Here is a 26,011-nt window from a genome sequence, read left to right as displayed (position 1 = left end):
AGATCGCGCTGGACGATCGCCTGACAAGGGGGTGTTGCGGGGGTCTCCCCGCAGAAGGGGGTGTGCCGGCGACCTCGGCGCCGGCCAGGGGGAAGGCTTCCCCCTTCACCTGAATCTGTTCACCTGGTCCGGGCCTGCTTCCGACGACGGGCCACGGTACGAACGCCAGCACCATCGCCCATGGTCATGTCACCCAGGCTATGGAGATGAAGCGCCGGATGCGATGGCAGCTTCACCGTGAGTTCGAGCTTGCCGCCGATGGCTTCGACATAGCTGCGCAGCGTGGAGAGATACATATCCGCCTGCTTCTCGATCTTGGACACGGACGGCTGCTTGATGTTGAGAGCCGATGCGATGTCCTCCTGTGCCTTGCCGGCGATTTGGCGCAGCTCGCGCAGACCCTCGACCTCCTGCCGGAGTTGCTGATAGCGCTCCTCGACGGCCGCCTGTTCGTCCGCGGGAAGCGCGGCAATGATTTCATTCAGGCTTTGTGCCATCTCAACGTTCCTTCTTTGCGGATTTCAGGCTTTCCACATGCTCGGAAAACCGGAGATCCGCTTTTGCTATAAGCTGCCGGTAGAACCGCTTCTGGCTCCCACCGGACTTATCGCCCGCCACGAGCATGATCGCCCGCCGTTCCGGGTCGAAAGCGAAGGCCGCGCGCCATTCGCCATCGGCCGCTTCAAACCGCAACTCCTTCATATTGGCGTGTTTCGAGCCTTTGAGAGTGTCGGCGTGCGGCCGACCAAGCTGGGGTCCGTAGTCCTGAAGCAGCCTCGCGGCTGCGATCAGGGCGACACGGACATCGCGCTCAAAGGCCAAAACCTCCGCCTCGAAGGCAGCGTGGAATTGAACCTCCCACATTATATAGCCTCAGAGCTATGCGGGTCAATTGGTCGGAGCGACGGTGCTTTTGAAGCGGCTGCCGCCGAGCGTCGGCAACTCGCGGCCCAGGTATCGAGATCTTCGACGGCGTAGCGGACCCACTTGCCGAACTTGTGATAGGCGGGGCCGCCGCCGAGCGAGCGGTAGCATTCGAGCGTGTGGGCCGACAGCGCGAGGTATCGCGCTGCGGCTTCGGTATCGACGAAGCGGATGGGGCCGGCATCGTCGACGAATTGGGCACGACGCAGAATTTCGGGCGTCGGCCAGCGGCGTTGAGCTTTGGCTTCCTCATGCATGATCGGCCACCTCCGGCTCGGAGCGCTTGCTGCCGGGCGGCAGGGTCCGGTTCTCACCGCTGCGGTGGCGGAACGGCCGGTAATTTCCAACACGCGTGCGCGAGGCGTATTTGCCGTCCTCGAACCCGAGCGGCTTGCCCTCTGAGCCCAGGATCGCGGGCGCCGACCCGACGACCGGCGCGATAGACGGCGGCTCGATGACGGGCGGAGACGGTGGCGCGGGCGGCTGATGCTCGATGCCGATGACGTTCAGTCGGCGCCGCGTCACGGCTTCCGCCGCCGCCCGGACAGGCTCGTCCTCGGTGTGGACGTAGCGCATGAACATGGTCACCGTCTTGTGGGCAGTGAGCGCCATGCCGACCTTCACCGGCACGCCGGAATTGGCGATGTCGGTGGCGGAGCGATGGCGGATGCCGTGGGTGCCGACATGAGGAAGCCCGGCCCGCTCCAGAATGCGCTTCCAGCCCTGATAGTAGGTATAGGCCGACATCGGCTTTTCCGGGTCGAAGATCGAAGGGCAGACATAAGGTGAATCCACCACCAGGGGCGCGTTCTCGAACAAGCGAAGAGCCTCAGCGCTCATCGGTTTCGACATCCCTCCGGTCTTGCTGTCCGGCCAGACGACGCGGCGGTTGTCGAAATCGACCCAGGCCCATTCGAGTTCGGTGATCTCCGACATGCGGGCGGCAAACTCGAACTGGAGCCGAATGGCCAGAATGATGAACGGGTGTTCCAACCCTTCCGCCTCGGCGCGATCGAGATATTCGAAGAGTTTGCGCATTTCCCCATCGGTGATGAGGCGGGTCTTGCCGCGTTCGGGATATTTCGGGACATGGCGGCAGGGATTGGAGCCATCAGGCCGCAATCCCCAGACTTCGGCCACATTGAACATTTTCCGGCACATTGCCAGAACGCGGTTTGCGCTGGTGGGAGACTTCGCCATCTTCTTCATGAGATCGGCAATGTCGGCGCGCGTAACGTCCGGCACCTTCAAGTGGCCGAGCTTGGGAATGAGGTGGCGCTTGCCCCGTTCCCGATTGGACTGGACAGTAGAGGGCTTATTGCGGCCCTCCGAATAATCGGTGATGAAACGATCGAAGAGTTCTTTGACCGTTGGGGCCTGACGGATCGCCGTCCGATCGGCGCTGGGATCGCCGCCGCGCCGAACCTCGGCAAGCCAGTCCTGTGCGATCCCACGCGCCTGTTCGACGGTGATCTCGCCGTAGCGACCAATGGCGGGCTTTCGGCGCTGACCGCTGTTCGTGACATAGGCGATCATGAAAGTTTTCCGACCAGCGGGAGTGACCTTCACGAGAAAGCCCGGTATCGTCGTATCGCGGAGTTCGTAGTCGCGTTCCTGCGGGGTTGCGGCGTCGACAGCAGTCTTGGTGAGCTTGATTTTGGCCATTCCTAACCTCCTTTGAGGCCGGATTTCAGGTGCAAAATAGGAGCACCTAGAAATCCAGCCGTGGCGTGTGCCCGGTTAGGTATGGATGTATTGATAGCCGAAAAAAGCTAGTGCCTACAGTCGGTTATCGGGAAATCGGATACCCCCGGATAAACAAAGGATAGGCCATCTGGGCTCGCTTAAAATCCCTCGGGCCCTGCCCGTGCGGGTTCGACCCCCGCCGTCCGCACCAGGTTCTCCGATCCGGGAGCGGCACGGGCGCAGCCGTGTCCAGCGCGGCGGGGCGGTGTTTCCGGCCCGGACCGCGTCACGCGCTCGGCGTCGTCTTGTAATAGGCGTCGACCCTGCGGCCGTATTCGTCGTCCGCGAAGGGGTCCTCCCCGGCCCCGTGCGTCGGCGCGCCGGCGAGCTGGTCTCTGTCGATATCCACCACATAACCGCCGAGCCGCGTGTCGTAGGTCAGCGCGCGCCAGGGCAGCGGATGGTAGCTCTCGCCGATCCCGAGAAAGCCGCCGAAGGACATGACCACATAGGCGACCTGGCCTGTGACCTTGTCGACCATGAAGTTGTAGACCGTCCCGATCTGGTCGCCGGCGCGGTCGAACACGGCCGTGCCCTCGACCTTGTTGGACGCGATGAGGCGGCGCGTCTCGTCCGTCGAGATCCCCTCGCCCGAGGGGTCGAGCTCCATGGAGCCCGGCGCGCGCAGGGCGCGCTCGTTCGGAAGGTCTGTCGGCATCGGAAGCCTCCGGCTCGGTTCTGATCGTTGCCGGGCGAACGCGCCTCGCCCCGGCCTGGTTCGCGGCAGGAGGTCGCGGCGGCCAGGAACTGCCGCGCTCGGCTGCGCGTTTGCGCCGCATATCATCAACGTTTCGGAAGACTGCCATGCGCAACGCATTGATCGGATTGCTGTCTCTCTCCGCCATCGCCCTGCCGGGCGCGGCCCTCGCCGAGGGCGGCGCGGCCGCGGGTGCGGCGACGGGCGCCATCACGGGCGCGGTGGTCGGCGGGCCGATCGGGGCCGCGGTCGGCGCGGGCGTCGGCGGCATCGCGGGTGCGGCGGCCGACGACGCGAACCGCCGTCCCGACGCCGTCGTGATCGAGCGCCGCGGCGTCGATTGCGCCACCCGCACCACCCGGACCGAGAACGCCTTCGGCGAATCGAAGACCGTCACGACCCAGAGCTGCGACTGATCCCGTCCGGCTGAGCCGATCGGGCCGGCGGGCGCCACCCGCCGGCTTTTCCGTGCTTTCAGGCGGCCTCGTCGACGACCTCGTCGGCAGAGAGGCCGCGCGCCTGGAGCCGCCACATCGCCTGGAACACGCCGTTCAGCCGCCTCAGCTCGGCGGGGGTGCCGTCCTCGACGATGCGCCCGTTCTGGATGACGATGACGCGGTCGAAGGAGGCGAGCGTCGAGAGCCGGTGCGCGACCGCGATCACGGTCCGGCCGCGCATGCGCTGCACGAGCGAGCGCTGGATCTCGATCTCCGATTCGGTGTCGAGCGCGGAGGTGGCTTCGTCCAGCACGATGATCGGCGCGTCCTTCAGGAAGGCGCGCGCGATGCCGATGCGCTGGCGCTGCCCGCCGGAGAGCTTGGCGCCGCGCTCACCCACGATCGTGTCGTAGCCCTCCGGCAGGCGCCGGATGAAGCCGTCGCAATGGGCGGCGCGCGCCGCCTCGACGACCTCCTCGTCCGTCGCGTCGGGCCGGCCGAAGCGGATGTTCTCCATGACGCTGCGGTGGAACAGGACGATCTCCTGCGGCACCACCGCGAGCGCCGCCCGGAGCGAATCCTGGGTCACGTCCGCGATCGGCTGGCCGTCGACCAGGATCTCGCCGTCATCGACGTCCCAGAGCCGCTGCAGCAGGTTGACGAGCGTCGACTTGCCGGCGCCGGAGGGGCCGACGATGCCGATCTTCTGCCCGGCCGGGATGGTCAGGGACAGCTCGTGCGTCACCTCGCGCGGCCCGCCATAGGAGAAGGACACGCCGCGGAACTCGACCGCGCCGCCCCGCGGCACGAGGGTGGCTGCATCCGGCGCGTTCACGACCGTGCGCGGCTGCGCGATCTTCCGCAGCGTCTCGTCGATGAAGCCGAATTGCTGCGACAGGTCGACGAGCGAGAGCGCGAGATCGCGCGAGGAATGGAGGATCCGGAAGGTCAGCGTGGAGACCACCACGACGTCGCCCGGGGTGATCCGGCCCTCGCTCCACAGCGTCACCGCCCAGACGAGCATGCCGGCGGCGGACAGCGTGAGCACGACATCGTTGAGAAGCCGCGCCGTCTCGATATGCATCCAGCTCCGGCGCTGGGCCGCCGCCTCCTCGCGGAAGCCCTGGGCGAGGCGGGCATGCTCGCGCTGGCGGGCCGAGAAGGCCTTCACGGCCCACATGTTCGTGATGGTGTCGACGAGCTCGCCCGCCACCCTGCCGGCCAGGCCCGAATAGTGCCGGTGCCGCGGACGCCCGCGCTCGCCGAAGACGACGAGCAGCGTCGTCACGACCACCACGACGGTCGCGAGCGCCGCCATCATGCCCAGATTGATGCCGCTGAAGATGATCAGCGCGCCCGCGAAGTCGATGCAGGGCGGCAGCACCCGCCAGATGAGCGTATTGGCGAGCGCGCCGAAATTCCCGGCCGTCGCCGTGATGCGCTGGCCGAGGGAGCCCGCGAGGTTCTCGGCGAAATACCGCATCGGCTGCCGGTTCAGGTACTCGAAGAGGTCGAGCCGCATGTCGACCCCGACCCCGATCGTCGTCCGGCAGGTGAGCCAGCCCACCACGCGCCACGACAGGCTCTCCGTCGCGATCAGCCCGACGAAGAAGGCGAGCGCCGTCCAGACGAGGACGCGCGCCTCCGCCGGCCCCGCCATGATGTCGACGAGCACCTTCAGGACGTACTGGATGCCGATGGAGGCACCGGCCGCCACGATCACGAACAGGAAGATCGCCCCGAAGGACCAGCCCCAGTTCCGGACGTAGTGGAGGATGAAGGCGACCGGCCCGCGCAGATAGGCGGGCGGGCGGCGCGGGAGCGCTGCGGGAGCCATCCTGCTAGGCCGCCGCGTCGAGGCCGGGCGCCGTGACGCGAGCGGCCTCGAGCCGCGCGCGCTGCGCCCGGAGCTCCTCGGCGAGCGGCTCGTGGACGCGCCGCCGGCCGGATGCGTCCGGGGACGAGAGGAGACCGGTCGCGCAGAGGCGGTCGTTGTCCCAGCCGTGATAGTCGAGGATCGGGTAGAGGCAGACGCCTTCGAGCGGGACGCCGGCGGCCATCGCGGCCCGGACCTCGCCGCAGACATAATGGAGCCACGAGGCCCGGCCGGAGCCCTCCGCCCCCGTCTCGGCGATGAACATCGGACGGCTGTAGCGCTCCCATACCTCCAGCAGCATATCGCGGAGAGGCCGAAAGGCGTGGTGCCCGAGCGGGATGGTGCTGCCGCCGTGGTACCATTGGTTGAACGGATAGAAGTTCACCCCGACGAGGTCGAGGCAGTCCGGGCCGCCGCCGAGCTCCGGCTCCGCGCGGCCCAGCATCAGATCGACGGCCTCGAACTGCGAGTTCCGGTGACCCTCCGCGCCCGCGACATGGTCCGGCGCGTCGTGCAGAGCCGGCTCGACATGGATCAGCGGCTCGGCGCAGACGAAGCGGGCTCCCGGTACGGCCTCCCGCACGGCCCTGGTCGCGGCGAGCGCGGCACGGACGAGCTGGCGCTTGAGGCGGGCGCCCTCCCCCGTCCGGTTCGGGCCGAAGCGGCCGACCTCGCCTCCCGCCCAGGCCCAGAACGAGATCTCGTTCACGGGGCAGAGCAGGGGCGGCCGGCCGGTCTCGCGCACGATCACCTCCGCGGCCGCCGCCGCATAGGCCGCGAGCCGCGCCGGGAAAGCATCGGACCAGATGTCGATGTCCTCGGGCCAGCCGTAATGGCAGAGGTCCCAGATCACCTGGACGCCCGCTTCCTCCGCCGCCTGCAGCATCGGCAGGAAGCTGTCCCAGTCGTATACGCCGGGCGCCTTTTCGATCAGGTGCCAGCGCAGACCGTCCCGGACGGCCGCGATCCCGTGCTCGGCCAGCGCCCGGTAGTCCTGGAGGGCGAAGCGGTCGTGCCCGGTCGACCGGAGCAGGTCGAGCCTGCGCCCGTCGCGACGAATCTGCGTCGAGCACTCGAACCCGCCCAAGAAGAAGCTCTGGAAAATGCCCATGGGAATCCCTGGCCGGTCGGGCGATCGCACGCCGCCGGGCGAGCAGGCTCATGCCCAACCCTCCGGATCGGGCATGGTTCTCCAGCTTCTTCGCCCTGCCCGAAATTCGTTCGAATCCGCACGCGGCCGGCCATGGCGCGGCGCCATTCCGGTCAGGCCTGGGTACGCTCGTGGACGCGCCTGCCCCGGGCGGGAGAGCGCAGGAACTCCCGATGGGTGTGGGGAGTCTCGCTCCCGTGACGCACTGCCCGAACACCATCTCTCCCGCCGGGCGATCCACCCCCTCCCAGACAGAAGGACCGCGCATGGTCACGCGTAACGGAGAAGCCGCGTTCCCGCCGGGGAGCCTCCAGGTCTCGCGCGGCCCGGAAGCAAGGCTGGGCCGCGAACGCGAGCGGAAGCCGCTGCTCCTCTGCCTGTCCCATCTGCGCTGGGATTTCGTCTGGCAGCGGCCGCAGCATCTCCTCACCCGGGCGGCGCGGGATTTCACGGTCGTCGTGTTCGAGGAGCCGGTGTGGCGCGACGCCGCCGCCCCGCACCTGGAGGTGACCCGCCGCCGGGGCGACATCCGGATCGCCGTCCCCGTCCTGCCGCATGGGACGGACGACCTCGAAGCCGTGGGCGCGCAACGCAAGCTGCTCGAGCGCTTCCTGGCGGGCGAGCCCGCGACATCGCGCGTCTTCTGGTACTACACCCCGATGGCGATGGCCTTCTCGGGCCACCTGCCGGCGGACGCCGTCGTCTACGACAACATGGACGAGCTCTCGGCCTTCCGCGGCGCCTCGCCCGAGATGCTGGCCAACGAGGAGGATCTCTTCGCCCGCGCCGATCTCGTCTTCACGGGCGGCATGAGCCTCTACGAGGCCAAGCGCCACCGCCACCCGAGCGTGCATCCCTTTCCGTCCTCCATCGACGCGGCCCATTTCGCCCGCGCCCGGACGGAGCGCGCCGATCCCGCGGACCAGGCCGGCATCCCCCGGCCGCGGCTCGGCTTCTTCGGCGTCATCGACGAGCGCATGGATCTCGATCTGGTCGGCGCGGTCGCCGATGCCCGGCCGGACTGGCAGGTCGTCATGCTCGGCCCGGTGGCGAAGATCGATCCCGAGATCCTGCCCAGGCGGCCAAATCTCCACTGGCTCGGCCCGAAGACGTACGAGGAGCTTCCGCGCTACCTGTCAGGCTGGGACGTCGGCCTGATGCCCTTCGCGCTCAACGAATCGACCCGCTTCATCAGCCCGACGAAGACGCCGGAATTCCTGGCGGCCGGCGTGCCCGTGGTCTCGACGCCCATCACGGACGTGATCCGTCCATACGGACAGAAGGGCCTCGTGGAGATCGCCGGGGACGCGGCCGGAATGATCGCGGCCGCCGAGCGCCTGATGGCGAGGCCGAAGGCCGCCTGGCTGCAACGGGTCGACCGCCATCTCGCGACCGGGTCCTGGGACGCGACCTGGGCCGCCATGCGCCGGCTGATCGACGACGCGCTCGGCGAGCCGGTCGCATCCCCGGCGGGCGTCCCGGCAGTCGCCGGCACGGCCGTCTCCCTTCCGGCAGAATGAGCGGCGACCGATGTACGACTGGCTCATCGTCGGCGCGGGCTTTGCCGGCAGCGTTCTTGCGGAGAGGCTCGCGAACGAGCGGGGCGACAGGGTGCTGCTCGTCGACCGGCGCCCGCATATCGGCGGCAACGCCTACGACCGCTACGACGATGCGGGCATCCTGATCCACCAATACGGGCCGCACATCTTCCACACGAACTCGAAGGCGATCTTCGACTACCTGTCGGGCTTCACGGCGTGGCGCTTCTACGAGCACCGGGTGCTCGGGAGGGTGGACGGCAAGCTCGTCCCGATCCCGATCAATTTGGATACGGTGAACACGCTCTACGGCCTGAGCCTCACGCCGGAGGAGTTCGAAGGCTGGCTGGCCGCGCGGGCGGAGCCGGTCGGCGAGATCAGGACCTCCGAGGACGTGGTGGTCTCCAAGGTCGGGCGCGAGCTCTACGAGAAGTTCTTCCGCGGCTACACGCGCAAGCAATGGGGCGTTGACCCCTCCGAGCTCGACAAGTCCGTGACGGCGCGCGTGCCGACCCGCACGAACCGGGACGACCGCTACTTCACCGACGAGTTCCAGTTCATGCCCGCCCAGGGCTACACGCGCATGTTCGAGACCATGCTGCGGAGCCCTAACATCCACGTGATGCTCCAGACCGACTACCGGGACGTCAAGGACGTCGTCCCGCACCGGCGCACGATCTATACGGGGCCGATCGACGAATATTTCGGCTTCCGCTTCGGCAAGCTCCCCTACCGGTCGCTGCGCTTCCGGCACGAGACGCTGGACCAGGAGCGGTACCAGCCGGTCGGCACCGTGAACTACCCGATGAGCGAGGATTACACCCGCATCAGCGAGTACAAGCACCTCACCGGCCAGGTGCACCCGAAGACGAGCATCACCTTCGAGTATCCGAGCGCGGAGGGCGACCCGTACTACCCGATCCCGCGGCCGGAGAACGCCGAGCTGTTCAAGAAGTACGAGCGGCTCGCGCTCGCCACCCCGGACGTGTGGTTCGTCGGGCGGCTTGCGACCTACCGCTACTACAACATGGACCAGGTCGTCGGACAGGCGCTCGCCACCTTCCGCCGCATCTCGGACGCGCTGCCGGCAGGCGCCGACACGCGGGACGTGAAGGCGATCGGCGCCGCCGCCCGCGCCTGAGGAGGGGATACGCGGGCCGGAACCGTGGCAGTCCGGGGACGTTCCCCCCCCGACAAACGCATCAATTCGAAGGTTCGAACATGGCCAAGACAGTGGCAGACCAGCGTGCCCGACAGGGCGGACCGGGACGGCCCGTGCTGATGGTGCTCGTGGCGAGCCTGGTTCTCCTCGGGATCTACATGGTCTCGCTGATGAGCTGGTCCGGCTCGACCTCGCCCACCAGCCCGCAGCAGAACGCGGCCGAACAGAGCAACAACGCCGCCAGTTCCGCCAACTCGGCGCGCGTTCCGACCGAGAACCCGGCCTACCCCTCGCCAGCCGCGCCGCCAGCGGGTACGACTGGCAGCACGACGACGCGCTGAGCGCATCCGTCGAAACCCTCCGGCCCGCACGGGCCGGAGCCGTCGTTCCGAACAGGTAAGGCGAGTTCAACCCTGCTTCGCTGGCTCGTTCTCGCGGTGATGCTCGCCGCGGCGCATCCCGCCGCGGCTCAAGGCGTTTCGGCCACCGCCCCATCGCCCGCCCCCGCCTCTCCGGGAGCTCCCGCCAGCCCGGGAGCGTCGGCCGACCCGGAAGCTTCGGCCGCAGCGCCGTCCCCCGAGAGCCCGCCGGAACCGGAAGCCGCGGCGTCTCCGGGCGGCCGCATCCGGGCGGAGCTCGAAGCTGCCAGGGCCGAGCTCGTCCAGCAGCAGGCGGCCCTGCGCCGGCCGAACCTGTCTCAGGCGGAGCTGCAGGAGCTCCGCGCGAACATCGACGCGATCGCGGAGCGGCTCCGCGAAACGGTGGCCGAGATGGCGCCCCGCGTCGAGGCGGCGAAGAACCTGCTGGAACAGCTCGGGCCGAAGCCGAAGGACGGCGCCCAGGAAGGTCCCGAGGTCGCGCGCGACCGCGCCGAGCGCGAGGCGCGGCTCGCCCGCCTCGACGAAACGCAGCGCCTGGCCAGGACGCTCCTCGCCCAGGCCGAGCAGCTGACCGCCCAGATCAGCGACCGGCGGCGCACGGCCTTCGCCAGCGCCCTCTTCGAGCGCAGCTACAGCCTCCTCAGCCCCGACCTCTGGGTCTCGGCCGGCAGCTCCATCCCGCGCGACCTGCGCGCGCTCCGCATCGTGATCGAGGATTCGGCCTCCCGTTTCGAGGGCCGCTCCTCGCCCGCGACGCTGACCCTGCTCGGGCTGGCGATCGGCGCTGCGGTCGCCTTCCATGTCGCGCGGCGGCACCTCGCTCCGCGCCTGGTCCGCAGGAGCCCGACGGCCGCGGAGGTGAACCGGCGGCGAAAGGTCCGCTCCGCGGTCGGCATCCTGCTCTTCGAGGCAGGCCCCGCGGCGGCCGGCGCCTTCGTGATCTACCAGCTGCTCGCCGTTGCCGACCTCTTCCCGAACCGGCTCTACCCCGTGCTGGCCGCCCTTCTCGGCGGGCTCGCCTTCGTGGCGTTCGCCCGCGCGGCGGGCGACGCCATCCTGGCGCCGGACCGGCCGGCATGGCGGCTCGTCCCGATGTCCGACGCGCCCGCCGGGTGGACGGCGCGCTTCGCGGTCGCCTTCGCGGCGACCGTCGCGACCGGCAAGGTACTGGACGCGATCAACCAGGCGATCGCCGCCGGCCTGCCGCTCACGATCGCGACCCGCGCGCTCGTCATCCTGGTCGCGGTCGGCATCCTGGCCGAGCTTCTCCGCCGCTTCGCCATGCGGGTGGAGACGGACGAGAGCTGCCTCGGCCCCTATGTCCCGACCGAGCCTGCGCTCGCGGGCCCCGCCCGGCTCGTCGGCTGGGCGATCGTGGCCGCCGTGATCGCCGGCCTGCTCGGCGGCTATATCGCGTTCTCGTCCTTCCTCATCGACCAGGTCGCCTGGATCGCCTCGCTCGTCGTGCTCCTCTACGTCGCGGTCGCGCTCACGGACGAGTTCCTGGGCGAGACGCTCCGGAGCCAAAGCCGCGTCTCGACGACGCTCCAGGCCAATCTCGGCCTGCGCCGCCGGGCGGTGGAACAGCTCGGCGTGCTGGGCGCGGGCGTCGCGCGCGTGGTGCTCTTCCTCGTGGCCGCCCTCCTCGCGCTCGCCCCCTGGGGCGTCGAATCCGGCGACCTCACGTCCAATCTGCGGGCCGCCTTCTTCGGCTTCCAGGTCGGGGACGTCACGATCTCGCTGTCCACGATCCTCGTCGCCCTCCTGCTCTTCGGGGCCGTGATCGGGACGACCCGCATCGTCCAGCGCTGGCTGGCGAACACCTTCCTGCCCACGACCGAGCTCGATGCCGGCCTGCGGAACTCGATCCAGACGGCGGCCGGCTATCTCGGCTTCTTCGGAGCGGCCGCGCTCTGCCTCTCGTATCTCGGCCTGGGGCTCGACAAGATCGCGATCGTGGCCGGCGCGCTGTCCGTCGGCATCGGGTTCGGCCTGCAATCGATCGTCAACAATTTCGTCTCCGGCCTGATCCTGCTCTGGGAGCGGCCGATCCGTGTCGGCGACCTCGTCGTGATCGGGGACGGCGAGGGCTATGTCCGCCGCATCAGCGTGCGCGCGACCGAGATCGAGACCTACGACCGCTCGAGCGTGATCATCCCGAACTCCAACCTGATCTCGGGCGTGGTGAAGAACCGCGTGCGCGGAGACCGCACGGGACGGGTCATCATCTCGGTCGGGATCGGCCGCGACAAGGACCCGGCCCGGACGGCCGAGCTGCTCGTCGAGGCGGCGAGCCGGCACGGCGACGTGCTGCACGAGCCGCCCCCGCGCGTGCTGTTCAAGACGATCGGCGCATCCACGCTCGACCTCGATCTCGTCTGCTACGTGGACGACGTCACCAAGCAGGCGCGGGTGCAGAGCGACCTCAATTTCGCGGTGTTCAAGACGCTGGTCCAGGAGGGCATCATCCCGATGCCCGGCCCCGGCGTGATGAATATCGGCGGGCTCGAGCAGATCCAGGCGGCGCTCCAGCACATCGCGGACGCCCTCGAGGCGGAGAAGGACGGCGATCCCGGTCCGCAGCCCCGGGCCCGCGAAGAGACCCGGAAGAGGCAGATCCGCTCGGACGAGAAGGAGCCGGCGCGCGCCTGATGCGGGTCAGGGCTTCAGGCCGGGCGGCAGCGGCGGCGCCTCGTCCATCAGCGTGATCGTCACACGCCGGTTCGCCGCCAGGTAGGGGTTGTCGGGGAACATCGGCTCCACATCCGCCTTGCCGGCCACCAGCGCGAAGCGGTCGTCCGGCACGCCGGCGGCGGCCAGGATCTCGCGCACCACCGTGGCGCGGCCCGCGGAGAGGTCCCAGGGCGGCCCCTCCGGGCGCTGGCCCGGGCGGTTCGCGGCCGTGTGGCCGGTGATCGAGATGCGCTGGTTCACCCGCCGCAGCGTCGGCGCGATCCCTTCCAGGATGCGGCGCGTGCGGTCATAGGGCTGGGTCGAGCCGACGCCGAACATGGACCGCCCGTCCTGGTCGATGAGGGAGACGTTCAGGCCGTCCCTGGTGTCCTCGACGATGATGTTCTTGGACAGCTCGGCTACGTCGGGCAGGTCCTGGAGCGCCTGGCGCAGCGCGGTCGCCGCCTGCGAGAAGCCGGCGCCCGTCACCTCGCGCTCGACGGGATCGAGGTCGAGCTGGCCCGGCCGCGGCCGGTCGGTCGCCTTGTCCGGGCTCGCCTTCTGGAGGTTGCGGATATGCGCCTTTACGGGAATCCCGTCCTGCTCGACGATCCCGGCGAAGCGGCTCTCCTTGATGACCCCGAAGGCGTCGCGCATCGATCCCGCGACGAGCTGGAGCTTCTTCTGGTCCTGCGTCGAATAGGCGGCGATCATGACGAAGAAGCTCATCAGCAGCGCCATCAGATCGGCGAAGGTCACGAACCAGCCGTGACCGCCATGGGCGCCGCCCCTCTTCCTTCTCGCCACGGCCCGGTCCTCAGGCCGCCTCGGCGAATTCTGCGCGGTGATGCTCCGGCAGGTAGGCGACGAGCATCTCCTTCACGAGAGAGGGGCTCTTGGCGTCGCGCAGCAGGAGGACCCCGTCGATGATGAGGGAGCGGGACACGTCCTCCTCCTCCATCTTGATGTGCAGCTTGTCGGCGAGCGGCAGGCAGATCATGTTCGCGATGACCGCCCCGTAGAGCGTGGCGAGGAGCGCGGTCGCCATGGCCGGCCCGAGCTTGGAGGGGTCGGACATGTTGGCGAACATGGTCACCATCCCGAGGATGGTGCCGATCATTCCCCAGGCCGGGGCGCAGTCGCCATAGGCGCGATAGACCTTGGAGCCTTCCTCGAGCCGCTGAAGGAAGTTGTCGCGGTCCTTCTCCATCGTCTCGCGGATGAAATCCTTGTCGTACCCGTCCACCAGGTAGCGCACGCCCTGGGCCAGGAACGGGTCGCTGATCTGGATGGATTCGAGCGCCATGGGCCCGCCCTTGCGGACGAGCTCGGCGATCTTCGTGAACTCCTCGATGAGGTCGCGCGGATGCATCGTGCGCGAGCCGAACGCGACCTTGATCCCCATCGGCAGGCCGTGCGCGATGACCGAGAAGGGAAAGCGGGTCATCGTCGCGGCGGTCGCACCCCCGAAGATGACGATCACGGCGTGCTTGTCGAAATAGGCGGCGAAATTGCCGCCGTCGATCATGATCAAGCCGACCACGACACCGATGCCGCCGAGCAGCCCGAGGCCGGTTGCGATATCCATGTAGCCTCGTCGCGCCTCGACCAGCCGCGCCGGAAGGAGCGCGTGCAGCGCAAGGCTAGGCAGGCGCGCTGAATTAACGGTTAAGCGGAAGTTGCCCGAGGTGCGGGGCCGCATGTCAGAACGGCGACATCCGGCAGAAACAATAACCCTGGCAGGTGCCCGGCTCGCGCCGAAGCCGGTGATTTGCCTACGGGTTTCGGGACGTGTGATAGTCGTCCGGACGAGGGCCGGACGGCTTCTTGGAAATCGGGTTCGCCAGGAGCCTGGGCCGAAACGGCCCAGCCCGCCATGTGGCGCGCCCAGCGTGCAGGGAGTGGGGCCTTGCTGAGGGAAGACCTGGCGAGCCGTGGGCTCGACCTGTCGCTCGCAACTGCAAAGCCGTTGCGGGAGATGGAGATCGAGGCCGGCTCCGCCGCCACGATCCGAATTCCCGACGCCCACCTGATGTTCCAAGGAGAGTACCGGCGCGAGGGTTTCGATCTCGTTATCGAGGATGAGGCGAACCGGATCGTCCTGAACGATTACTTCCGCGCGGCGAAGCGCGCGACGCTGGAATCGCCGCAGGGCGCGCGGCTGACCGAGGACGTGGTCGCGGCGCTCACGATCGACGAGCACGGGCTGCGCTATGCGCAGGCCACCCCGCCGCAGGGCCAGGCCGCGATCGGACGCGTCGAGACGGTCGCCGGCCAGGCCACCGCGATCCGGAACGGCACGCCCGTCGTGCTGAACCAGGGCGATCTCGTGTTCCGCGGCGACGTCGTCCAGACCGACCGCAGCTCCTCGCTCGGCATCAACTTCGTCGACGGGTCGACCTTCAGCCTCGGGGCCGGCGCCCGGATGGTGCTGAACGAGATGGTCTACCAGCCGGGCGGGACGCAGAACTCCGCCCTCATCAACATCGTGCAGGGCTCGGTCACGTTCCTGGCCGGGCAGGTCGCAAAATCGGGCGAGATGCGCGTCGGCACCCCCGTCGCGACCATGGGCATCCGCGGCACGCTCGTGAATGCCGAGATCAACGCAGAGAACGGCCAGACCCGCTTCTCCGTGCTGCGGGAGCCGAACGGAGAGATCGGCCGCTACGACCTGATCCGGGACGGCCGCGTCATTGCCACGGTCTCGGCCGTGGACCAGGTGACCGTCGTCTCGCCCACCGGGATCGTCACGACGGAGCCGAAGACCTTCCAGCAGCAGCAGGCGGAGGAGCTCCTCGTCCAGCAGGTCTTCCAGATCTTCTCGATCGGGCAGGCCAATCCGCTCCTGCCCGGCACCGGCCCGACGGGCCCCGGGCCGGGCGGCGGGGGTGGGGGCGGCGCCGGCGGCGGCAGCTCGACGGATCCGAGCCTGAACGGCGGGTCTTCGGCTACCCCGCCGAACGGGATCGAGCTCGTGCCGAGCCCGCAGGCCCCGCCCGTCTCCAATCCGCCCCCGACTCCGCCGAGCCAGAGCCCCGTCCCCGATCTCGGCGGCGGGGCCGGGGGAACCGGCGGGGGCAGCGGACCGAACCTCGCCTCCAAGACCTTCGACGTCAGGCCGGCGGAGGTGATCGCGGGCACGGGCGACGACCTCCTCGGCGCGGGAGCGGCGGCATCGGGGCAGCGGGTCGTCTTCGTCCGGGTCGCGGGCGGACAGGACATCGCGGTTGCGGCGGGCGACGAGCCGACCCTCGTGTCCGGACCATACGGCACGCTCGGCATCCGGCCCGACGGGAGCTACAGCTATGTCGCGCTCCGGGCGGAGGCGCTCGCCCAGGGCGAGCACGGGCTCGAGAGCTTCACGATCACCGTCCAGGACGCCGAAGGGCGGCTCTCGACCGCGACCGTCACCTTCGACATCACGGGCGAGAACGAGGCCCCGACGGTGGCTGGGGCGCTGAGCGCAAGCCTGGCGGAAGGGCCGGGCACGGGCACGATCGACCTGCTTGCCGGCGCGTCCGACATCGACAACGGCGCGGTACTCCATGTGGAGAACCTGAGCTGGACCGGGGGGCCGGACGGAGCCCCGCCGCCGGGCGTGTCGCTCTCGCCCGACGGGCGCACGCTCCTCATCGACTTCGCGAACCCTGCCTTCGACAGCCTCGCGGCAGGGCAGCCGCAAACCTTCGTCCTGACCTACGAGGTCGTGGACGAGTTCGGCGCCCGCGTCGCTCAGACGGTCACGGTCACCGTGACCGGCACGAACGATGCGCCGGTAATCAGTGGCGCGATCGCCCGTTCCGTCACCGAGAATTCAGGCACCGCGACGATTCTGCTGACCGCCTTCGCGTCCGACCCGGACCAGGGTGCGGTGCTCCGGGCGGCCAATTTCAGCTGGTCCGGCGGCTCCGGCCTTCCGCCCGGCTTCAGCCAGGCGCAGGATGGCGTCACGCTGCTGGTCGACACGGACCATCCCGGCCTGAGCTACCTCGCCGAGGGGGTCAGCGAGACCTTCGTCCTGACCTACGACGTGGTGGACGAGCACGGCGCCAGCGCCAGGCAGACGGCCACCGTGACCGTGACGGGCACGAACGACGCGCCCGTGGTGAGCGGCCCCGTATCGGGCTCCGCGACCGAAGACACGGGCGCGGCGAGCTTCCTGCTCACGGCGTTCGCCTCGGACGTCGACGAGGGCGCGGTCCTGCGGGCGACGAACCTCAGCTGGTCGGGCGGGACCGGGCTGCCGCCCGGCTTCACGCTCGCCGCCGACGGCCTCACCCTCCTCGTCGACACGAACGACCCCGGCCTCAGCTACCTTGCCGACGGTCAGACGGAGACGTTCGTCCTCGACTACACCGTCGTGGACGAGCACGGGGCGGGCGTGGCGCAGACGGCCACGATCGTCGTGACGGGCACGAACGACCCGCCGACGATCGCGATCTCGCAGCCGACGAACCCCGTGCGGGAGACGAACGACGACGATCAGGCCCCCCAGAACGTCACGTCGGCAAGCGCGACCGTCACCCTCGGCGACCCCGACGGCACGCCGAGCTATGACCTGAGCGGCTGGCAGTTCTCCTCGTCGACGTTCCAGTACTACAAGGTCGGCACCTACGGGACGGCCTTCCTCAACACCAGCACCGGTGTCGTCACCTACCAGCTCAACGACGGCGACCCTGACACCATGGCCCTCGTCGACGGTGACGTCGTGTACGACACCTTCACCATCACGGCGACGGACGGCTCCGCGAGCACCAGCGCGGATGTGTCCTTCGAGGTCCAGGGCACCACGGACGGCTTCGACGGCGGTTTCGAGAGCGGCTATGTCGGCTGGTTCACCAGCGGCAATGCCCAGATCGCGAACGGCGACGGCTTCCCCGAAGGAACTCACGCCGCGCAGATCGCGACGACGTCGAACGTGTCGTATCAGAGCATCGCGAGCTTTCTCGGCATCCCGGACAGCGCCGTCGCGTCGAATCCGAGCTCGACCAACACCAGCAGCACGGCGACGGTCGGCTCGGCGATGAAGACGATCGGCCTGCACCTCGACGCCGGCCAGCAATTCATCTTCGACTACAAGTTCTCCACCAGCGACTATTCGCCCTACAACGACTTCGCGTTCTTCTCGGTCGACGAGCTCGACCAGGTCGTCGAGCTGTCCGACATCGAAGCGGTAGGAGATTACGGGCAGACGGGCTGGGTCACGTTCAGGTTCACGGCCAGCAGCTCGGGCGTGTACCATTTCGGCCTCGGCGTCATGGACACCGGCGACGACGCTGTCGTCTCGACACTGCTGGTCGACAGGGTCGCGATCGAGACGGCGCCGACCATCGTGTCCGATCGCGTGCTGACGAACCTGACCGGCACGTTCGAGATCCCGACCGCCGCCCTCCTGTTCAACGATCTCGTCGCGAACGGCACGTCGTCCACCTTCTCGGTGATCGGCACCTCCCCCGGCAGCGCCGCCAGCTTGTCGGGCGACCACGTTACGGTCACGAGCGGCAGCACGACCTTCACGTACGAGGCGGCGGATGACGGGACTCGCGCCAGCGATACGGCCGGCGTGACGCTGGCCAGCAACCTGGCAAACAGCGGCACGATCGCCGCCGATAGCGGCGGGTCGATCCTGATCGCCTCCGACACGGAAACCGCGCTCCAGGGCGGCAGCGGCGTTGACGTCTTCGTCCTCCAGGGTCTGCCCACCGGCAGCGGCAGCTACGACCTCGCCCACCTGAACCTCGTGGGCTCGGAGGATGCGGTCGACATCACGTTCCTGCTTCGGAGCGGCCAGTTCGCACAGCCCGCAAGCGGAAGCTTCGCGCAGCTCGTGTCGGATAGCGGCCATTACGACCTGCAATTGGCGCGCGCCGACGGGACCGGCTACGAGACGGTGGCCGAGCTGTACAACGCAAGCTACAGCAGCTCCGCCACCTTCCACGTGATCTGGGACGATCACGTCGTCCAGGCCTATTTCGTCGTCTAGATGCGGAGTCCGGCAACCGGGCGGGCGTCGCCGTGAGCCGAAAGCCCGCCAAGATCTTCATCGCCACGACGACTGCGGACGGGATCGTCATGGCCGAGCATGCGGCATCGCTCGTCCGGATGGTCGCGAGCCTGGCGCGGGCCGGCATCGGGACCGAGTACCAGATCCAGGACGGCAGCAGCATCGTCGCGCAGCGGAACCTCCTGGCCGAGAGGTTCATGCGCTCGGACTGCACGCACCTCTTGTTCCTCGACAGCGACATGACCTTCCCGGCGGATCTCTGCGAGACCCTGCTCGGCTTCGGCAAGCCGCTGATCGGCGCCGTCTACACGAAGCGTGCGCTCGACCTCGCCAAGCTGAAGGAGCTCGTGGCCTCCCGCCCGGTCGATGCCGCATTGCCGCTCGCCTACGAGTGGAACGTCCACCCACTTCCCGGCCCGACGCGGATGGAGGGCGGCATCTGCCGCGTGGCCGCCCTGCCCGGCGGCTTCGTCCTGACCGAGCGCGGTTGCCTCGAGGCCATGGCCGCCCGCCTGAACCCGCCGCTGCTGCGCCTCGACAGGCATCATGCGCCCGTCCGGGCGTTCTACCGGGAGGTGCGGGACGGCGAGGTCGTGTTCGACCTCGACTACTCCTTCTGCATCAACTGGGGCCGGATCGGGGGCGAGGTCTGGACCTATCCCGCCGCCGATATCCGTCATATCGGCGACTGGCGCTCGCCCCCGCCTTTCCTGAGCTTCCTTGCCGCCGCCGGGCCGCCGCGCCGGGAGAGCGACATCGACCCTCCGCCCGGCAGCGCCCGGCCGTGACCTCGCAGCCCAAGGTCCTGATCGGCACCACCACCGCCAACGGCGTGGTGGCGAGCGACTACGTCATGTCGCTGATGCGCATGACCGACGACCTGCGGGCGAGAGGCGTCCGGACGGAGCTGCGCCTCATCGACGGGCCGAACCTGATGGTCCAGCGGGACGTGCTCGCTCGCGAGCTGCTCAACTCGGATGCCAGCCACCTCCTCCTCATCGGCAGCAGCATGCGGTTTCCGGCGGATCTCTGCGCCCGACTGCTCGCATCCGGGAAGCCGGTCGTCGGCGCGATCCATCCGCGCGGCGGGGTCGACCTCGAGCGTCTCGGCGCCTCGGTCGGGGTGCTGCCGTTCGAGGCGGCGGTGGCGCGGGCGCATGATTGGCATGTCGAGCTCCTCGATCGGACGATCCGCGTGCAGGACGGGTTCTGCGAGGTCCGGGCGGTCGGGCCGGGCTTCCTGCTGATCGCCCGCGAGGCGATCGCACGGCTGGCCGAAGGCGGAAGGCTGCCGCGCTACGAGTTCCCCGCCGGCAAGGTCGTGCTCACCGCCTTCTTCCGCTACTTCTTCGGCGACGACCCGCCCTCGGACCCCGAACATGCCTTCTGCCGGCGCTGGCGCGAGAGCGGCGGCGCCGTCTGGGGTTTCGCGGCGGCCCCGGTCGGCCCGGTCGCGGAGGTCCATTACGGGCTGCCCTTCTCCCGCATGATCGCGGCCTCGTCCGAACCCGCCCCGACCGGCCGGGACGGGGGCGCAGTCTAGCCATGCACGGCCGCCCGGCACCCGAGCGGGTCGGACCCGCCCCGCCGCGCCGGCTGCGGCGCGGCGGCGGCCCGGGCTCGCTCCGCCGCACGGCGCGGCGGTTCGGCTTCGGCCGCGCGCTGTCGCTCGCCCTTCTCGCCCTGCTCCTCGCGATCCGGATCTGGGATCCCGCCCCCGTGGAGGCCGTGCGGCTGCGGACCTTCGACGCCTTCCAGGTGCTGAAGCCGCGCGTGCCGCATCCGGCGAAGCCCGTGATGATCGTCGACATCGACGAGGCGAGCCTGCGCGAGCTCGGACAATGGCCATGGGCCCGGACGCGCGTCGCGGAGCTCGTCTCCAAGCTGACGACGGCCGGCGCGGTCGTGATCGCCTTCGACATCGTCTTCGCGGAGCCGGACCGGCTCTCGCCCGCGCTGGTCGCGGATGCCCTCAGCCAGCTCGACGAGGCCACGCGGACGACGCTCAGGAGCCTCCCGAGCAACGACGAGGTGCTCGCGGGTGCCATGAAGGCCTCCCGCGTCATCCTCGGGCAGACGGCACTCGGCCATCCGGCGCCCTGGCCCGACCCCGAGCCGCCGCCCCAGACCGGCATCGGCAGGCTCGGGCCCGATCCGGCCCGCTTCCTGCCGTCCTTCCCGGGGCTCCTCCGGAACGTGCCGGTGCTCGAGAAGGCGGCGCTCGGGCGGGGCCTCTTCACGATCCTGCCGGAGCGGGACGGCATCGTGCGCCGCGTGCCCATGGTGGTCAGGGCCGAGGGGGCGGAGGTGCCGACCCTCTCGCTCGAGATCCTCCGGATCCTGACCGGCGGGGCTTCCATCCTGATGCGCAGCGACGAGGCTGGCGTGCAGTCGGTCCGCCTGCCCGGCTTCGAGATGCAGACCGATCCGCACGGGCAGGTCTGGGTTCACTTCACGCCGCACGATCCGAGCCGCTTCCTCTCGGCGAAGGACGTCCTGGCCGGCCGCTTCGCGCCCGAGCAGGTGGCCAATAAGATCGTGCTGGTCGGCACCTCCGCGATCGGGCTGCTGGACAACAAGACCACGCCCCTGGAGCGCGCGATGCCGGGGGTCGAGGTGCATGCGCAGGTCCTTGAGAGCGCCCTCACGGGCCAGGTCCTATCCAGCCCGAGCTATGCGGCCGCGATCGAGATCCTGGTCACGGTCGCGGTCGCGGTCGCGATCATCCTCTTCGCCCCGATCCTCGGCGCCGTGCCGCTGCTCCTCTTCGGCACCGCGGTCGCGGCGTGCCTGGCCGCAGCCTCCTGGTACCGCTACAGCCATTCGGGCCTTCTGCTCGACGCCACCTTCCCGCTCGGGGCGAGCTTCCTCGTCTATCTGACGCTCGTCTTCACGAACTACTTCCGCGAGCAGGTCGATCGCAGCCGCATCCGCTCGGCCTTCGGCCAGTACCTTTCCCCCGCCCTCGTCGAGCAGCTCGCCCAGAATCCGGAGAAGCTGAGGCTGGGCGGCGAGGAGCGGCTGATGACCATCATGTTCTCCGACGTGCGCGGCTTCACGACGATCTCGGAGAGCTACAAGCGCGATCCGCAGGGTCTCACCGCGCTGATGAACCGCTTCCTCACGCCCCTCACCAACGCGATCCTCGACCGGCAGGGCACGATCGACAAGTATATGGGGGACGCCATCATGGCGTTCTGGAACGCTCCGCTCGACGATCCGAAGCAGGAGGAGAACGCCTGCGCGGCCGCGCTCGACATGCTGCGCCGCCTCAAGGCCGTGAATGCGGAGCGCGAGCGCGAAGCCGCCGAGAGCGGGCAGGCCTTCATCCCGCTCGATATCGGGATCGGCATCAACACGGGCCCCTGCGTCGTCGGCAATATGGGGTCGAATCTCAGGTTCGACTATTCCGTCCTGGGCGACACGGTGAACCTCGCCTCGCGCCTGGAGGGCCAGTCCAAGCTCTACGGCGTGAAGGTCGTCCTCGGCGCGGCGAGCGCCGCGAAGGTGACGGCGAGCTTCGCGGTGCTGGAGATCGACCTCATCCGCGTGAAGGGGAAGAAGGAGCCGGAGCGGGTCTTCGCGCTCCTCGGGGATGCGGATCTGCGCGGTACCGCCGAGTTCGGCCGCCTCGCGGAGACGCATGCCGACATGATCGCGCGCTACCGGGCCGGAGACTGGGACGGGGCGGAGGCCGCGCTGGAGGATGCACGGGAGCTGGCGGAAGGGCTCGGCATCTCCGGCCTGTACGAGCTCTATGCCGGGCGCATCGCGGCCTTCCGGGCCGAGCCGCCCCCGCCGGACTGGGCGGGCGTCTACGTGGCGCTATCCAAGTAGCAGCCCTGCGGACCGGGCATGGCTTCGGGGTCGGTTCCTGTTGCGGCCGGGATCGCCGGAGGGCAAAGCTGGCACTCTCGTTTCGAGCCCTGGAACCCTCACGATCGGGTCCGCGTTCAAGGGTTCGGCGTAATGCGGGGCGTTAGATGGTTGTGGGGGCCAGTTTCACCTCCCTCGGGCTTGCGGCCGGAGCGCTGCTCTTCTTCGGTCCCGGAGCGTCTCCCCTTCTGGCCGAGATCCTGGGCCTGGTCGCCGTTGCGAGCGCCTTCGTGGCGATCTGCTCGGCCGAGGCGCGCTTCGCCTCCTGAGCGGCGGCGGCGGCGGGCGTAAGACTCTCTTGGCGCCGGAGAGGTAAGGCTCGCCGGGTCCGATCCGGCCCGGCGCATGACCTTCGTCGCCATCTTCCTCGTCAATGCGGCGCTGAGCTTCGCGCTCTCGCTCGTCGTCGCGCATCTCGTCGGGCCGGCCGCCTTCGGGCGCTACGCGGTGGCCCTCGCGGCGTCCGTCGTCATCAACACGGCCCTGTTCGAGTGGCTGCGGCTATCGACGACGCGGTTCTATTCCGAGCGGGTGCGAAGCGAGGCGCCCGCGGTGGGCGCGACGCTCGACATCGCCTACGCGACGACCGCCGCGACCGTCACGGCCGCGACCGCGCTGCTCCTCGTATCGGGCGCGGATCTCGGCCTGCCGGCAGGCCTGCTTGCGGCTTCCGCCGCGGTCGGGCTGTCGGTCGGACTCTTCGACTACCGCACCGCGCAGGCCAGGGCCCGCTTCCTGGACCGGCGCTACGCTGCGCTTCTCCTCGCACGCGGCGGCCTCGCCTTCGCGCTCTCGACGGGCGCCGCCTGGCTCTGGCGCGATCCGACCGCGGTGCTCGGCGGCTCGGCGATGGCCGCGGTCCTGACGCTTGCGCTCCTCCGGGAGCGCGGGCGCACGCCGCACGGCCGCTTCGATCGCGCCCTGCTCGCGCGGTTCGCGCGCTACGCGCTCCCGCTCGTCGCCGCGAGCGCGGTCTACCAGCTCCTGCCGCTGCTCAACCGCTCCGTGCTCGCGGCGCGATCCGGCTTCGCGGAAGCCGGCTACTTCTCGCTCGCGGGCGAGATCGCCGTCCGCCTCTTCCAGAACCTGGGCTCGGCGCTCGATCTCGCGCTGTTCCAGCTCGCGGTCCGGGCCGAGGAGCGGGACGGCGCCGCGGCGGGCGAGCGCCAGACCGGCCGCAATCTCGGGATGGTGGCGGCCGTCCTGCTCCCGTCGGCAATCGGCCTCTGCGTCGTGTGGCCGAATTTCGAGGCGATCTTCGTCCCGTCGGAATTCCGCGGCGCGGTCGCCGCACCGATGATGTTCGCCGTGCCCGCCTTCGCGGCCTATGCGCTCGTGCAGTACGGGCTGAACCCGATCTTCCAGATCCGCCACCGCACGGCGCCCGTCATCGCGGCTGCGCTCGCGGCGCTGGCGGCCAACCTGGCGTTCCTCTTCGCCTGGCCGGCGCCGGCCGGGGCCGGCCCGATCGCGGCCGTCCAGCTCGCGGGATTCGGCGCCGGGCTCGCGGTCCTCGCCGCGCTCGCGATCGCGTCCCGCGCTCTCGTCCCCTGGCGGGACCTCGCCCTGTCCGCGGCGGCAGCCTCCGCCATGGGAGCGGCACTCTGGCCGTGGCGGGACGCGCTGCCCCCCGTGCCCGGCCTGGCCGCGCAGGTGGCGGCGGGCATGGCTATCTACGGCGCCCTGGCGCTCCTCCTGGACATCGCCGGGGCCAGGAGCACCCTGCTGCCGCTCTCGCGGCGATGGATCCCGGCAAGCAACCGTTAAGCACAGGCCGCAAGCAGGCGGTAACCCTGGTATTCCGTTTCCCGGGCGGGACGGCTTTTCGGCAGATCAGGCCGGGCCGTCTTCACGCCTGAGTTAACCGGCAGGACGGATCATCCTGGCCGTGATCGCGAACCGCGGCGGTTCCGATCGAGGGATTCCCGACAGGATGATCCGATGAAGCTCGGTCCTTCAGCCTTGGCGTTCGCTCTCGCGCTCGGGCCCGGCGCAGCGCATGCGCAGGCCATGTACAACCAGGCCCGGCCCGGCCAGTACGGCGGCGGGTTCATCGAGCTCCTGATGACCGGACGCGACCCGGGCCAACCGCTCCGGCAGGTGCGTCAGCCGCCTCAGCCCTCCGCGCCGGCGAACGCCGCCTACCGGTATGTCGACCCGTTCGACGAGCCGCAGGTCGAGCGCGAGCCCGAGCGGAGGCGGATGGCGGCGTTGCCCGCCGCGCCGCACGAAGCGGTTCCGCTGCGCGAACCCTCGCCCGAATACCAGCGCCAGATCGTCTCCTTCGACGGCCCGGAAGCGCCAGGGACGATCGTGATCGATACGCCGTCGCGCTTCCTCTATCTCGTCCAGCCCGGCGGGCAGGCGATCCGCTACGGCATCGGCGTCGGCCGGCCCGGCTTCACCTGGGCCGGCGTGAAGACGATCACGGCCAAGCGCGAATGGCCGGGCTGGACGCCCCCGCCCCAGATGCTCAAGCGCCGCCCCGACCTGCCGCGGCACATGGAGGGCGGGCCGGACAACCCGCTCGGCGCCCGCGCCCTGTATCTGGGCTCCTCGCTCTACCGCATCCACGGCACGAACGAGCCGCATACGATCGGGCAGAACGTCTCGTCCGGCTGCATCCGGATGATGAACGAGGACGTGATGGACCTCTACGAGCGCGTCCGGGTCGGCACGCGCGTCAAGGTGATCTGATTACAGAGCGAAAACGGCCGGGCAGATGCCCGGCCGTCCCCTGCAGAGTGGATCGGACCGGTCAGGTCCAGCTGGAATCGTCGCCGCCGCCGAAATCGCCGCCGTCGTCGAACGAGGCGTCCTGGAAGCTCGCGCCGTCGGCCCCGCCGAAGGCGTCGCCGCCCCCGAAGGCCGCATCCTGCGCCCCGCCTCCGTGCAGGCCGCCGCCCAGGGAGGCGAGATCGGTATTCGAGAAGCTGCCCAGCGCGCTATGGCCGCCCGAAAAGGCGTTCATGAGGGCGTTGCCGACCATCATGCCGCCCGCGACGCCCGCCGCCGTCGTCAGCGCGCCGCGCAGGAACCCGCCGCCGCCCGACGCCTGCTGGGGCTGCCCGCCCCACGGGCCGCCCTGCTGCGGCGCGTAGCCCGGCTGCTGGCCATAGCCGGGTTGGCCATACCCGCCCTGCTGCGGGGCATAGCCCGGCGCCGCGCGCCCGAAGGAAGGCTGCTCGCGCCGCTGCCCGCCGCCGAAGATCGAGGACAGGATGCCGCCGCCGCCCGAGCCGGCACGGCGGAGTTCCTCGTTCTCGGCGCGGAGCTGCTCCATCTGCTGCTCCAGGCTCTTGAGCGCCTCTTCCTGCACGTAGAGCGCCTGCGCCATGGCATAGGGCGCATAGGGCTGCTGGCGCACCTTTTCCGCGATGAAACGCTCCGCCTCGGGGTCCCGCTGCTGCCCGGCTGTCTGCTCCAGCCGCTTGAAGATGTCTGCGATGATCTGACGTTCCTGGTCGTTCACGTTGGTCCCCTCTGGTGGAGGCCGGTCAGGACGGCCGCACGAAGACATGGGTGGCGCACCGGGCTTTTGAAGACCC

The 26,011-nt window shown here is 69.6% G+C and carries 22 protein-coding genes; 12 read left to right on the top strand and 10 right to left on the bottom strand.

What is annotated here, in order from left to right; genetic code table 11:
* Nucleotides 1-119: 119 nt before the first annotated feature.
* The 5 genes from HJG44_RS12450 to HJG44_RS12430 all read right to left on the bottom strand — a co-directional run bounded on the left by HJG44_RS12450 (nt 120) and on the right by HJG44_RS12430 (nt 3,328).
* Nucleotides 120-497 (bottom strand): XRE family transcriptional regulator, encoded by a 378-nt coding sequence (locus tag HJG44_RS12450; RefSeq protein ID WP_171218680.1) that lies wholly within the window; start codon nt 495-497, stop codon nt 120-122.
* Between the two features lies 1 nt (nt 498).
* Nucleotides 499-867 carry a type II toxin-antitoxin system RelE/ParE family toxin gene (locus HJG44_RS12445; protein WP_171218980.1) on the bottom strand — a complete coding sequence of 123 codons (369 nt, stop codon included), beginning with the start codon at nt 865-867 and terminating at the stop codon, nt 499-501.
* On the bottom strand, nt 864-1,181 hold the full coding sequence (locus tag HJG44_RS12440) for a helix-turn-helix domain-containing protein (RefSeq protein WP_171218679.1): 318 nt from the start codon (nt 1,179-1,181) through the stop codon (nt 864-866). The genes HJG44_RS12445 and HJG44_RS12440 overlap by 4 nt, the downstream gene beginning before the upstream one ends.
* Complete coding sequence (locus HJG44_RS12435) at nt 1,174-2,589, bottom strand: tyrosine-type recombinase/integrase (protein ID WP_171218678.1); 1,416 nt, start codon at nt 2,587-2,589, stop codon at nt 1,174-1,176. The genes HJG44_RS12440 and HJG44_RS12435 overlap by 8 nt, the downstream gene beginning before the upstream one ends.
* Before the next feature lie 307 nt (nt 2,590-2,896).
* Nucleotides 2,897-3,328 carry a PRC-barrel domain-containing protein gene (locus tag HJG44_RS12430; protein ID WP_171218677.1) on the bottom strand — a complete coding sequence of 144 codons (432 nt, stop codon included), beginning with the start codon at nt 3,326-3,328 and terminating at the stop codon, nt 2,897-2,899.
* A gap of 146 nt (nt 3,329-3,474) precedes the next feature.
* Between HJG44_RS12430 and HJG44_RS12425 the strand changes: the two genes are divergently transcribed.
* Complete coding sequence (locus HJG44_RS12425) at nt 3,475-3,783, top strand: glycine zipper domain-containing protein (RefSeq protein WP_171218676.1); 309 nt, start codon at nt 3,475-3,477, stop codon at nt 3,781-3,783.
* Nucleotides 3,784-3,841: 58 nt separating this feature from the next.
* On the opposite strand, the gene HJG44_RS12420 is transcribed toward HJG44_RS12425, so the two are convergent.
* Entirely contained in the window at nt 3,842-5,641 is a 1,800-nt protein-coding gene (locus tag HJG44_RS12420) for an ABC transporter ATP-binding protein (protein WP_171218675.1), read from the bottom strand.
* A gap of 4 nt (nt 5,642-5,645) precedes the next feature.
* Entirely contained in the window at nt 5,646-6,791 is a 1,146-nt protein-coding gene (locus tag HJG44_RS12415) for a glycoside hydrolase family 1 protein (protein ID WP_171218674.1), read from the bottom strand.
* A gap of 305 nt (nt 6,792-7,096) precedes the next feature.
* Here HJG44_RS12415 and HJG44_RS12410 point away from each other — a divergent pair, with 305 nt between their 5' ends.
* The 4 genes from HJG44_RS12410 to HJG44_RS12395 all read left to right on the top strand — a co-directional run bounded on the left by HJG44_RS12410 (nt 7,097) and on the right by HJG44_RS12395 (nt 12,562).
* Nucleotides 7,097-8,350: a glycosyltransferase family 1 protein gene (locus HJG44_RS12410; RefSeq protein WP_171218673.1), complete on the top strand. Its 1,254-nt coding sequence runs from the start codon at nt 7,097-7,099 to the stop codon at nt 8,348-8,350.
* 10 nt (nt 8,351-8,360) lie between these two features.
* Entirely contained in the window at nt 8,361-9,509 is a 1,149-nt protein-coding gene (gene glf, locus HJG44_RS12405; RefSeq protein WP_171218672.1) for a UDP-galactopyranose mutase, read from the top strand.
* Nucleotides 9,510-9,589: 80 nt separating this feature from the next.
* Nucleotides 9,590-9,871, top strand: coding sequence for a hypothetical protein (locus tag HJG44_RS12400; RefSeq protein ID WP_171218671.1), 282 nt, complete (start codon nt 9,590-9,592; stop codon nt 9,869-9,871).
* 99 nt (nt 9,872-9,970) lie between these two features.
* Nucleotides 9,971-12,562, top strand: a complete 2,592-nt coding sequence (locus tag HJG44_RS12395) for a DUF3772 domain-containing protein (RefSeq protein ID WP_171218670.1) — start codon at nt 9,971-9,973, stop codon at nt 12,560-12,562.
* A gap of 6 nt (nt 12,563-12,568) precedes the next feature.
* Here HJG44_RS12395 and HJG44_RS12390 read toward each other — a convergent pair whose 3' ends face one another.
* Together HJG44_RS12390 and HJG44_RS12385 are read right to left on the bottom strand one after the other, a co-directional pair.
* Entirely contained in the window at nt 12,569-13,390 is an 822-nt protein-coding gene (locus HJG44_RS12390; protein ID WP_171218669.1) for a flagellar motor protein MotB, read from the bottom strand.
* A gap of 10 nt (nt 13,391-13,400) precedes the next feature.
* Nucleotides 13,401-14,171: a motility protein A gene (locus HJG44_RS12385; RefSeq protein WP_171218668.1), complete on the bottom strand. Its 771-nt coding sequence runs from the start codon at nt 14,169-14,171 to the stop codon at nt 13,401-13,403.
* Nucleotides 14,172-14,492: 321 nt separating this feature from the next.
* Here HJG44_RS12385 and HJG44_RS12380 point away from each other — a divergent pair, with 321 nt between their 5' ends.
* The 7 genes from HJG44_RS12380 to HJG44_RS12350 all read left to right on the top strand — a co-directional run bounded on the left by HJG44_RS12380 (nt 14,493) and on the right by HJG44_RS12350 (nt 25,160).
* Entirely contained in the window at nt 14,493-18,566 is a 4,074-nt protein-coding gene (locus tag HJG44_RS12380; RefSeq protein ID WP_171218667.1) for a VCBS domain-containing protein, read from the top strand.
* A gap of 32 nt (nt 18,567-18,598) precedes the next feature.
* Complete coding sequence (locus HJG44_RS12375; RefSeq protein WP_171218666.1) at nt 18,599-19,375, top strand: hypothetical protein; 777 nt, start codon at nt 18,599-18,601, stop codon at nt 19,373-19,375.
* Nucleotides 19,372-20,130, top strand: coding sequence for a hypothetical protein (locus tag HJG44_RS12370; RefSeq protein ID WP_171218665.1), 759 nt, complete (start codon nt 19,372-19,374; stop codon nt 20,128-20,130). The genes HJG44_RS12375 and HJG44_RS12370 overlap by 4 nt, the downstream gene beginning before the upstream one ends.
* Before the next feature lie 2 nt (nt 20,131-20,132).
* On the top strand, nt 20,133-22,424 hold the full coding sequence (locus HJG44_RS12365) for a CHASE2 domain-containing protein (RefSeq protein WP_171218664.1): 2,292 nt from the start codon (nt 20,133-20,135) through the stop codon (nt 22,422-22,424).
* A 146-nt stretch (nt 22,425-22,570) separates the two neighbouring features.
* A complete protein-coding gene (locus tag HJG44_RS12360) occupies nt 22,571-22,732 on the top strand; it encodes a hypothetical protein (protein WP_171218663.1) in 162 nt (53 codons plus the stop codon).
* Between the two features lie 76 nt (nt 22,733-22,808).
* Entirely contained in the window at nt 22,809-24,230 is a 1,422-nt protein-coding gene (locus tag HJG44_RS12355; RefSeq protein ID WP_171218662.1) for a lipopolysaccharide biosynthesis protein, read from the top strand.
* Between the two features lie 174 nt (nt 24,231-24,404).
* Nucleotides 24,405-25,160: a L,D-transpeptidase gene (locus HJG44_RS12350; RefSeq protein WP_171218661.1), complete on the top strand. Its 756-nt coding sequence runs from the start codon at nt 24,405-24,407 to the stop codon at nt 25,158-25,160.
* Between the two features lie 61 nt (nt 25,161-25,221).
* On the opposite strand, the gene HJG44_RS12345 is transcribed toward HJG44_RS12350, so the two are convergent.
* Nucleotides 25,222-25,935 carry a DUF2076 family protein gene (locus HJG44_RS12345; protein WP_171218660.1) on the bottom strand — a complete coding sequence of 238 codons (714 nt, stop codon included), beginning with the start codon at nt 25,933-25,935 and terminating at the stop codon, nt 25,222-25,224.
* Nucleotides 25,936-26,011 lie beyond the last annotated feature (76 nt).

Origin of the sequence: Enterovirga aerilata (genome assembly GCF_013044135.1) — a bacterium.
GTDB classification, from domain to species: Bacteria; Pseudomonadota; Alphaproteobacteria; order Rhizobiales; family Beijerinckiaceae; genus Enterovirga; species Enterovirga aerilata.
Note: the sequence above shows the minus strand (reverse complement) of the source record. Positions and strands in the feature narration are given on the sequence as shown.